The following is a 10,828-nucleotide window of genomic DNA, read 5'->3' as shown; positions in this document are numbered from 1 at the left end:
CCTACGACGAGCAGCGAGCCGCCCGCGCCTCCCGCGTCGCAGCGGCGCAGCAGGGCGCGCAGCCGGACCACGACCTCGTCGAGGTCGAACGGCTTGGGCACGTAGTCGTCGGCGCCCGCGCACAGGCCGGCGACCCGGTCCTCCACGCTCTCCCGTGCGGTCAGGAACAGCACGGGGGGGTCCGGCCGGTAGGCCCGGAGCCGCCGCAGCACCTCCAGGCCCTCCAGGTCGGGCAGCCCGCGGTCCAGGACGACCGCGTCGGGCCGGAAGCCGCGGGCCGCCCGCAGGGCCGTCGTGCCGTCCAGCGCCGGCTCGGTCCGCCAGCCCTCGGCCCGCAGCACCGTCACCAGCAGGTCGGTCAGGTCTTTCTCGTCGTCCACGACCAGGATCCGTGGGGTACCGGTGGATAACTTCATGGCCGGTGACCGTCCACCTCCCGGCCGTGAGACGCGTGGGTGCGGACTGTGAAAGAGCTGTCGGGCTGTCAGATCCTGTTGCTCAGGCGCCTGCCGTGAAGCGCAGCCTGATGGTGCGGGCTTCGGGACGCAGCGCGAACTCCGGCCACACGTCCGGCCCGCAGGCGCGGGAGCCGAGGCCGTGCTGGGCCGCGTCGATGATCAGATGGCTGGTGGTGGACTCCGGGAGATCGAAGGGGTGGGCGGCCCGGGCGAGTTGCTGCGGGGTGTGGCGGGCGAGAGTGAAGCCGGGGCGCCGCCCGCGGGTGTCGGGGAGCGCCTCGACACGCAGTGCCTCGGTGTCGCCGCTGCTCAGTGTGAGGTGGCGGACCTGGGAGCGGTGGCCGGTCTCCTGGGGGCGCGCGTAGTCGACCGACAGGTCGCGGACGGTGGCCGAGAAGCGGCCGGTGCGGGCCGCCCGGAGGCTGTCGGGGTAGGACTCCAGCGGGCCCAGGCCGAACCACTCGGCGCCGTCCACGGGGGCCGCCCCGTCGGGGAGTTCGAAGCGCACCCCGATCCGCGGCCAGACCGTCGACCAGCCGCGCGAGGGCTCGATCTCGACGCGCAGTTCCAGCTCGCCGTCCTCGACCGACCAGACCGACTCCACGGTCACCGAGAGCGCGGAGTCCGCGGCGGAGACCCGGTCGACGGTGCGCAGGGCGTCCGTGGCGTGCTCCACGCTGATCCGCCGTGCGGTGAGGCGGTCGAGTCCGTCCCGGCGCCACAGTTCGGCGCTGGAGATCCCCTCGGCGCTGGCGTCGCTGCCCTCCAGCCGGTCGGCGGTGCCCTCGTCGTTGTCGGTCGGGGCGCGGAACAGCTCCAGCCGCGGGCCGGTCACGGGCCGCCCGGCGAGCCGGGTGAGGGAGCCGCCGGTGAACTCGGCGATGCCGAGCGCGAGTGTCCCCTCGCCCGGCCGCCAGCCGGACCGGGGGCGGACGGCGGGCACCGGCCGCCGTACCGAGCAGTCCAGTTGGGCGGTGGCGACCTCGTGCCCGGCGGGGGCCCAGGCCGTCTCCGTCGCCAGCACCGCCTCGACCGTCAGCCAGGTCTCGGCGTCCGCGGCCATCGCGATCGCGGGCAGCGGCACCCGTCCCGACTCGCCCGCCGCGAGCAGGGGCGTCTCCAGCTCCCCCGCCTCCACGGGGATGCCGTCGAACTCGACGCGCCAGCGGAAGCGCAGGTCGGAGGTGTCGGCCGAGTGCCGCAGGTTGGTGATGTCGAGCTTGTCGCGGTCGAAGGCGAACCGGATCGGCTGGACGACCGCCTTGAACTCGTGCAGGCCGGGCGTCGGCACGTCGTCGCTGAGCACCATGCCGTCCATCACGAAGTTGCCGTCGTGCACGACCTCCCCGAAGTCGCCGCCGTAGGCGTAGTACGGGGTCCCGTCGGGGGCGGTGGCCAGGATGCCGTGGTCGCGCCACTCCCAGACGAAGCCGCCGTGCAGCCGCGGGTGGCGGTGGACCAGTTCCTCGTACTGGTCGAGGGCGCCCGGACCGTTGCCCATGGCGTGGGCGTACTCGCACAGCAGGAACGGCTTGGTGCGCTGCCGGGCGCCCTGGGCGGGGGTGCAGCCGAGCAGTGGCGTACGGGAGCCGTCCGTGCCGATCTGCTCGGTCTCCGGCACCGTCGCGTACATCCGGGAGTAGACGTCGGTGTACTCGCCGGTGTAGTCGCCCTCGTAGTGGACGGGGCGCTCGGGGTCGCGGGCGTGCACCCAGGCGGACATGGCGGCGAGGTTGGCTCCGGTGCCGGCCTCGTTGCCGAGGGACCACATCACGACGCCGGGGTGGTTCTTGTCCCGCTCGACGGTGCGCTCGATGCGGTCCAGGCAGGCCGCGCGCCAGGCCGGGTCGTCGGTCGGGTTGCCCACCCAGCCGACCTTGTCGAAGCCGTGGGTCTCCAGGTCGCATTCGAGGACGACCCAGAAGCCGAGTTCGTCGGCGAGGTCGAGGAGCCGGGGGTGCGGCGGGTAGTGGCTGGTTCGGATGGCGTTCACGTTGAACCGCTTCATCCGGGCCAGGTCGGCGCGGGCGTGCGCCTCGTCGAAGACCCGGCCGCGCTCGGGGTGGGCCTCGTGCCGGTTCATGCCGTGGAAGACGACCCGGCGGCCGTTGACCAGGAACTGGTCACCGCGGATCTCGACGGTGCGGAACCCGGTCCGCAGGGCGATGGTCTCGGCGGCCGAGGAGACGGTCACGTCGTACAGCCGGGGCCGCTCGGCCGACCACGGCTCCACCTCGGCCACCTCGATCGCCGCCACGTCGGCCGCCGTCTCCCAGACCCGCTCCACGCCCAGTTCGGGGATGCGCAGGGTGACCGGGAACGCGGCAGCGCCGGCGGTGACCTCCGGGTCGAGGCGCCCGCGCCCGCCGTCGTAGCCGGTGCGCAGCCAGACGTCCTCGATGCCACCGGCCGGGCGGGCGAGCAGGGTGACGTCCCGGAAGATGCCCGGGAGCCACCACTGGTCCTGGTCCTCCAGGTAGCTGGCCGCCGACCACTGGTGCACCCGTACGGCGACGACGTTGTCACCGGGGCGGACCGCGGAGGTCACGTCGAACTCGTGGGCCAGCCGGCTGCCGCTCGCGGTGCCGATCCCGACGCCGTTGACCCACACCTTGAACAGCGACTCGACGCCGTCGAAGCGCAGCACGACCCGTTCGGCGTCCGTCCAGCCGTCGGGGAGGTCGAAGTGGCGGCGGTAGTCGCCGGTGGGGTTCTCGTCGGGGACGTGCGGCGGGTCGATCGGGAACGGGAACTGGATGTTCGTGTAGGCCGGCCGGCCGTAGGCGCCGTCGCCCTCCAGCACCCAGTGGGCCGGCACCGGGATGCTGTCCCAGCCCTGGTCGTCGAAGTCCTCGGTCGTGAAGGCCTCGGCCACGGCCGCCGTGGGCGACAGCCGGAAGCGCCAGGGGCCGTTCAGCGAGAGGGACGGGGCGTCGGAGTGCAGCCAGGAACGGGCCGGACGCAGGGCGCCGTGCCAGGGGGCGGGGTCCGATACGTACGCGGTGGGGTCGGAGGACAAGTCGTCACAACTTTCTTGGTGATGGGGGGAGCTGTCTTTCCCGGTGCTGGGGTTCCGGCAGCGCCCCCGAAGGGGCGCGGGGAACTGCGCGACCAGCCACGACGGCGCCGCAGTCGGCTCACGGCGTATCGCGGCGCTTCCCGCGGAGCGCTCAGCGGAGGACGACCGTGCGGATCTCCCAGGGGCCGAGGACGAGGTCGAGTCCGTCCCGCACCGGTTCGGGGTCGATCGGCCGGCCGAGCAGGTCGACCGTGGTCGCCTCGGTGAAGGCGCCGGTCACGCGGACGGCGGTCGCGGTGTCCCGCATCGCGGCCAGCCGGACCTCGGTGCCGGGCCCGTGCTCGGGGTCGGTGACGCGGCGGATGCTCGACACGTGCACGTCCCGGCCGTCGACCTGCACGCCGGCCGCGTCGGGGGGCAGCGGGCCGCCGCCGGGCGCGGTGCCGCGGGTGACGAGGCAGTCGCCCCGGAACTCCTCCGCGAGAGCGACGGCGTTCGCGCCCTGCCAGCCGGCCGCCCAGGGCAGCACGGCGAACCGGTTCTCGATGCGCATGCCGAGGTCCTGGGCGCCCGGGGCGGGGATCTCGCTCGCGGCGGGTTCGTCGCGCAGGGGGTGGATGTTGACGCTGATGGAGCCGATGGCGCGCAGCAGGGTGAGGGCGAGTGCGGAGCCGTCGTCGACGAGTTCGTACTCGGCGGAGTGGTCGAGCAGGACGGTGGCCGGGCCCGCCGCCACGAAGGTGCTCGCCGGGAAGGTGGGGAGCGGGTACTCGCCCCAGCCGCCCTCGGCGGTCAGGCCGCGCTCGGTGACGGCGAACTGCCCGGCCGACGCGGAGCCGGTGACAGGCACGGGCAGCGGGACGTGGAGGCGCAGCCGGTGGTCGGCGGACCGGTTCAGGAACGCCGTGGAGACCCGGACGAAGGGCTCGCCCGTGCGGACCTCCACCAGCATCTCCACGGGGGTCGGGACGGTACGGCCGCTGCGCCGGTCCCGGTCGCCGTCGGCGAGCGCTTCCGGCCACTCGTAGACGCGGGTGACGCGCAGCCGGGCCCGGAGCGGACCGTCCTCGACGAGTTCGACGTCGACTCGGGTCGGCTCGGACACCGGCACGTCGTGCGCGGGAGGGGCGTAGTTGTAGCTGTCGCCGCGGTCACCGCCGTCCACCAGGCGGCCGACGCCGGACAGGACGGTGCCGTCGGCGCCGGTGACGTCCAGGGTGCCGTCGGCGGCCACCGCGACCTGGACCAGGCCGTTGGAGAGGGTGTCGGCCGTCGCCGTCGCGCCCCGCAGCGCGGGGGCGGCGGGCCGGTCTCCGGCCGCGACCCGGAAGGCGGCCAGCCCGGCGGCGGGGACGGGGACGGCCGCCAGCGCGGTGGCCCGGGCCTGGGCCAGGGTCCGCACCCGCCACTCCCCCGGATGCGCCGCGGCCGCGGCGGCGACCTCGCCGCGCAGGGTCATCAGGTCGAAGGGTCCTTCCGGGACCTCGGCGAGGTGGAAGACCAGGGAGTTCGGGGTGAGTTCATAGCCGTTGATCAGCAGGCCGAACAGCTCGCGGCGGTGGATGCGGCGCAGGACGCGTTCCAGCTGGGAGGCGTCGAGCCGCTCGTCGCTGAGGACGGTGGGGGCCTGGGAGACCAGCTGTACGGGGTGCGCCGCGCCGTCGGCGGTGGTCGCGACCAGCGTGCTTCCCTCCGGTGCGGCCACCACGTCCACCTCGACCAGTGCGGTCCGCGGCGACGGCAGCGGGTTGGCGACCAGGTAGGCGTCGCCGGGTACTCCGGCGGCGGGCTCGGCGAGGGCCGCGTCCCGGACGGCGCGGGCGGTCTGCGCGGCCTCGGCGAGGCGGGCCGCGACCTGGTCGCAGGTCTCGTCGGTGCCGGAACCGACCACGGAGTCGTGCGCGGTGGACTCGATGATCTTGTGCCAGGCGAGGGCGAGGAAGTTGGACTCGTCGCGGCCGGACCACAGGGCGTTCATCCGCTCCGCGTGGTCGACCGTCCGCTCGGCGGCGGCCATCCGCTGCTTGAGCCCGAGCCGCACCGACAGCACGCCGGGGAGGATGTTGCCCCGCACATGGCTGCGGAGTTCACCGGTGACGACGGCCGTCACCTCGTCCCGCGCGTGCTTGCGGATGTACTCGTCGAGCGTCGCGACGGTGATCGGCCGCTCCGCTGCGGAGGCCTGCCGCAGCCAGTCCGCCAGCCGCGGGTCGGGTGCGTTGTGGTCGGTGCCGGCCATGGCGAGGAGCGGGTCGCCGCCCCAGCGCCCGGCGGTCATCTCGGCGTACTCGCCGAGCGCCCGCCGGATCCGGTCGGGCACCAGCAGGACGTCGAGACCGTTGTCGTACCCGTCGAAGAGGAACTCGGTGCGCACCTCGGAGCCGTCGGGCGCGCGCCAGCGGAAGGCGTGTCCGTCGACCGTGCCGGGCACCCCGCGCCACAGCGCCGCGTGCTCGATGCCGGCGCGCGCCAGGATCTGCGGCATCTGCGCGATGTGGCCGAACATGTCCGGCAGATAGCCGATCGGCATCGCACCGCCGAGCCGCTCGGCGGCCGCCCACCCCATCTGGAGGTTGCGGACGATGGTCTCGCCGGAGCAGAGGAACTCGTCGAGCAGGATCAGCCACGGCCCGACGGCCAGCCGGCCCTCGCGGACCAGGGCCGCGACCCGGTCGCGGTTCTCGGGCCGCATCTCCAGGTAGTCCTCGACCGCGGCCATCTGGCCGTCGACGGTGAACCGGAAGTCGGGGTCGGCCTCGGCCGTCTCCAGCACGGTGTCGAGGGCGGTGACGAGCCGGTGCCGGAACACCTGGAACGGCTCGTACCACTCCCGGTCCCAGTGGAAGTGGGGCACGAAAACGGCGGAGTCGGTCATGGAAGCAGACACCTTCTGTGCGTGGGGGGGGCGTCACTTGAGCGAGCCGGCGGCCAGGCCGGTGCGCCAGAACCGCTGGAGGAGGATGAACACGACGATCACCGGCAGGATCGACACCAGCGAGCCGGTGATGATGGACTGCTGGAGCAGCGGGGCGCGGGCCGTCTGGCCGTTCCACTCGTACAGGCCGAGCGTGATCGGGAAGAGGGACTCCTTCTGGAGCATCACCATCGGCAGGAAGAAGTTGTTCCAGATGGCCACGAACTGGAACAGGAAGATGGTCACCAGCGCCGGGGTCATCAGCCGGAACGCCACCGAGAAGAACGTGCGGAACTCGCCCGCGCCGTCCAGCCGCGCCGACTCGATCAGCTCCTGTGGCACGGCGGCGTTGGCGAAGATCCGCGCCAGGTAGACGCCGAACGGGCTGACGATGCTGGGCAGGAAGACCGCGAAGTAGGTGTTGACGAGCCCGGTCGCCGAGAACAGCAGGAACAGCGGCAGGGCGAGCGCGGTGGTGGGCACCAGGACGCCGCCGAGGATGACGGAGAACAGGAACTCCCGGCCGCGGAACCGGAACTTGGCGAGGGCGTAGCCGCACAGCGCGGAGATCAAGGTGCCCACGGCCGCGCCCAGCACCGCGTACAGGACGGTGTTGAGGGCCCAGCGGCCGAAGATGCCGTCGCTGCGGGTGAACAGGGTATGGAGGTTCTCGAACAGGTTGAAGTGCGAGAACACCAGGCCGTTGGTGGAGGCGAGGTCGCCCTGCGGCTTGGTCGAGGCGACGACCAGGAAGTACACCGGCAGCAGGAAGTAGACGGCCAGGAGCAGCATCAGCCCCATGGCGGCGGTACGGCTGACACGGCTTTCGCGATTAATGGTCGGGGTGCTCACAGTCCCGCCTTCTTCGAGGTCAGTCGCATGAACCCGAAGCTCAAGACGAAGGTGATGACGGCGATGACGACGGAGATGGCCGCGGCCTGCTGGTAGTTGTTCCCGGAGGCCACCGTGTAGGCGAGCATGTTCGGGGTGAACGTGCTGGAGATGTTCGAGGAGATCTGCCGCAGCACCGCCGGCTCGGCGTACAGCTGAAGCGTGCCGATGATCGAGAAGACGGTGGTCAGGACGATCGACGGGGCGATGATCGGCACCTTGATCCGCCAGGCGATGGCCCAGTTGGAGGCGCCGTCGATCTTCGCGGCCTCGTACAGCTCCTGCGGGATCGACTGGAGCGCCGAGAACATGATCAGCATGTTGTAGCCGGTCCACAGCCAGGTGGAGACGTTCGCGGCCGACCACAGGACGGCGCCCGGGCCGAGGAAGTCGGGGTGCAGCCCGATGCCGTTCAGCAGGTCGACGACCGGGCTGAGCTGGGGCGAGTAGAGGTACGACCACATGATGGCGGCGATGACGCCGGGCACCGCGTAGGGCATGAACGCGACGATGCGGAAGAACCCCTTGGCCCTCAGCAGGGGCGTGTCGAGCAGCAGCGCGATGATCAGGGCCACGAACAGCATGACCGGCACCTGCACGATGCCGAACAGGCCGATGCGGCCGATGCTGGACCAGAACTCGTTGTTCTGGAGCACCTGCCCGTACTGCTCGAAGCCGCCGAAGGTCGTGTACGACGTCCCGTACTGGCCGCCGGAGCGGCGCACGACGCGGAAGCTCTGCCAGAGGGCGTAGCCGACCGGCACCAGGTAGAAGAGCAGGAACGGCAGGAAGAACGGGGTCACGAAGGCGGCGACGGTGGCCGCCCGGGGGCCGCCACCGTCGAGGCGACGGCGACGGCCCCCGGGCGTGGTCCGCACGCCGGCCGAGCGGGTTGCGAGGTCGGTCATGCCGTGGTCACTTGCCCGCCGTCGCCGGGATCGCCTGGTCCTTCATCGACTTCAGCGCGGCGGCCTGGGCGGTCGCGAGCGCGTCGCTGAGAGTGCCGCTGCCGGCCGCGGCCTTGGCCAGCGCGTCCTGGAGGGCCAGGTTCACGGTCTTCTGCGTGGGACCCCAGGCGAAGCTGGTGTCGATCTTCTTGGAGGCGTCGGCGAAGACGTCGAAGATCTTCTCGTTGTTGTAGTACGGCACGCCCTGCTTCAGCGCGGGCAGGTCCAGTCCCGCGGTGGCCGCCGGGTAGAGGCCGCCCAGCTTGTTCTCCAGCGCCAGGGCGTCCGGGTCGGAGTTCAGCCAGGTGTTGAACTCCACCGACTCGTAGAGGTGCTTGCCGCCCTTCATGAACGCGACGGTCGAGCCGCCCCAGTCACCGGAGGAGCCGTTCGAACCCCACGTCGGCATCGGGACGATGGTCCACTTCCCGGCCTGCTTGGGCAGGTTGTCGCGGAACATGCTGTAGCCCCAGGCGGCGCCGACGTAGGTGGCGATCTGGTCCTTCTGGTACGCCGCGTACATCTGGGTCGAGCCGTGGGCGAGGTCGGTGCGCACGACCTTCTCGGAGATCAGCTTCTGCCAGTAGTCGGCGACCTGCTTGCTCTGCGCCGAGTCGACGCTGACCTGCCACTTGTCGCCGGAGTAGCCGTACATCTTGGCGTCGTTCTGCCAGAGGAGCCCGTTGAACCACTCGGCGTTGTTCGGGTCGAAGAACGTGATGTCGAGGTTCGGGTCCGCCTTGTGCAGCTTCTCGGCGGCCGTCGCGTACTCGTCCCACGTCGTGGGCACGGCGACGTTGTACTTCTTGAAGAGATCGCTGCGGACGTAGAGCGCCATCGGTCCGGTGTCCTGCGGGATCGCGAACACCCCGGTGCCGCCGAAGCTGGTCTGCGACCAGGTCCACGGCACGAACTTCGACTTGGCCGCGGTGGCCGCCTTGCAGGCGGAGGCGTCCACGAAGGCGCTCTGGCTGCGCAGGTTGGGCAGTTCGTCGTAGCCGACCTGGGCGAGGTCCGGGGCCTTGTTCGCCTTGAGGGCGTTGCCGAGGATGCCGTACTGGTCGTTGGAGATGTTCTTGATCTCCACCTGGACGTTCGGATGCTGTTTGTTCCAGAGGTCGACGACCTTGTCCATGCCCGGAACGGTGTTCCAGTACTGGAGGGTGACCTTGCCCTTCGCGGGCTCGCAGGAGGATGCGGACGCCTTGTCCGACGAACCGGACGAGGAACACCCGGCGAGTACGACGATGCCGGCCGTGGCCGCTGCGACGGCGAGGCGGGTGCGCGTGACTGTGCTGCTCATATCTTCCGTTCCAGAGAACGCCTGGCGAAGGTGGTCAGGCGGGTCGACGTTGACTCCTGGAGGCGGCTGCCTTCTGGTTGGAATAAGGGCCCGTGAGCGGTAACGTGAGCGCTCACGGGAGCGGTAACGGGAAGTTGATTGGGAGTGTGAGCTCCGGTCCGCCGGAGTGTCAAGGCTCATGACGTCGGACCCGGGCATACTCGGTGTCCCTGCGACGCGGGCGCGTCGGCAATTTCACGGAGGTGCGCGATGGCGTCGTCGGGAACCGGACCCCGCAGGGTGACGATCGACGATGTGGCCGAGGCCGCCGGAGTGTCCCGGCAGACCGTGTCACGGGCGCTCAACGACAAGGGCGAGATCGGCGTCTCCACGAAGCAGCGCGTCCTGGACGCGGCCCTCGCGCTGGGGTACCGGCCGAGCCGGTTCGCCAGGGGGCTGGTGAGGCAGGACACGTTCAGCGTCGGCCTGGTGATCCCCGATCTGCTCAACCCGTTCTTCACCGAGGTCGCCGCCGCCGCGCTGGACGCGGCACGGGGACGCGGCTGGCACGTGGTCGTGTACGACACCGGCGACCGGGTCGAGGAGGAGCGCGGCACCCTGGAGGTGATCGCCTCCCAGGTGGACGCGGTGGTGGGCTACCTGAGCCTGCCGGAGGACGAGATCGCACGGCTCACCCGGGGGCTCCCCGTCGTCCTCATCGACCGCAAGCACCGCTCGGAACGCTTCAGCTCGATCCTGATCGACGGCGAGGCGGGCGTGCACGCGGCGATACGGCACCTGACCGGGGCCGGGCACCGGCACATCGGCATGCTCGACCACGCGGAACGCTCCGAGCCGAGCGTCCGGCACGAGTGGTTCGACGCCGCGATGTCCGCGTGCGGGCTGGACTCCGGTTCGGTGGCCCGCGCGGACCAGAGCGTCGAGGGCGGCGAGCGGGCGCTCCAGGAACTCCTCGCCCGGCACCCGGACCTGACCGCCGTGTTCACGTTCAACGACATCATCGCGATAGGGGCGTTGCGCGCCGCGCGCCGGCTGGGCCGGCAGGTCCCCCGGGACCTGGCCCTGATCGGCTTCGACGGCCTGCGGCTCGGCACGCTGGTCGAGCCGCAGCTGACCACGGTGGCCCTGGACACCCGCAGTCTCGGCGCGCTCGCCGTCGAACAGGCGGCCCGGCTGCTGACCGGCAGCGGCCCGCTCCACTCCGACCAGCTGACGGTGGGGGCGGAGCTGCGGGTGCGCGAGTCGGCGTAGGGGGACCGGGCGCAGGGCTCGACGGTGACTGACGAAGCCGGAGCA

At 71.6% G+C, this 10,828-nt stretch carries 7 protein-coding genes; 1 reads left to right on the top strand and 6 read right to left on the bottom strand.

Annotated features, from left to right (window positions below):
• The 6 genes from KVT45_RS26050 to KVT45_RS26025 all read right to left on the bottom strand — a co-directional run.
• Nucleotides 1–416, bottom strand: a 416-nt coding sequence (locus KVT45_RS26050) for a response regulator (RefSeq protein ID WP_217551421.1), incomplete at its 3' end; no start/stop codon positions are given.
• An 82-nt stretch (nucleotides 417–498) separates the two neighbouring features.
• A complete protein-coding gene (locus tag KVT45_RS26045; RefSeq protein WP_217551419.1) occupies nucleotides 499–3,477 on the bottom strand; it encodes a glycoside hydrolase family 2 TIM barrel-domain containing protein in 2,979 nt (992 codons plus the stop codon).
• A gap of 151 nt (nucleotides 3,478–3,628) precedes the next feature.
• Nucleotides 3,629–6,352, bottom strand: a complete 2,724-nt coding sequence (locus KVT45_RS26040) for a glycoside hydrolase family 38 C-terminal domain-containing protein (RefSeq protein WP_217551418.1) — start codon at nucleotides 6,350–6,352, stop codon at nucleotides 3,629–3,631.
• A 33-nt stretch (nucleotides 6,353–6,385) separates the two neighbouring features.
• Nucleotides 6,386–7,192, bottom strand: a complete 807-nt coding sequence (locus tag KVT45_RS26035; protein ID WP_254647336.1) for a carbohydrate ABC transporter permease — start codon at nucleotides 7,190–7,192, stop codon at nucleotides 6,386–6,388.
• A gap of 47 nt (nucleotides 7,193–7,239) precedes the next feature.
• Nucleotides 7,240–8,190, bottom strand: a complete 951-nt coding sequence (locus KVT45_RS26030; protein WP_217551414.1) for a carbohydrate ABC transporter permease — start codon at nucleotides 8,188–8,190, stop codon at nucleotides 7,240–7,242.
• Nucleotides 8,191–8,197: 7 nt separating this feature from the next.
• The gene (locus KVT45_RS26025) at nucleotides 8,198–9,532 is read right to left on the bottom strand and encodes an ABC transporter substrate-binding protein (RefSeq protein ID WP_217551412.1); all 1,335 of its coding nucleotides are present in this window, start codon (nucleotides 9,530–9,532) and stop codon (nucleotides 8,198–8,200) included.
• 249 nt (nucleotides 9,533–9,781) lie between these two features.
• Here KVT45_RS26025 and KVT45_RS26020 point away from each other — a divergent pair, with 249 nt between their 5' ends.
• Entirely contained in the window at nucleotides 9,782–10,783 is a 1,002-nt protein-coding gene (locus tag KVT45_RS26020; protein ID WP_217551410.1) for a LacI family DNA-binding transcriptional regulator, read from the top strand.
• Nucleotides 10,784–10,828 lie beyond the last annotated feature (45 nt).

It is taken from the genome of Streptomyces sp. GbtcB6, assembly GCF_019091475.1.
Classification (GTDB): domain Bacteria; phylum Actinomycetota; class Actinomycetes; order Streptomycetales; family Streptomycetaceae; genus Streptomyces; species Streptomyces hyaluromycini.
The sequence above is the reverse complement of the archived record's forward strand: the minus strand, read 5'-3'. Positions and strand labels throughout refer to the sequence as shown.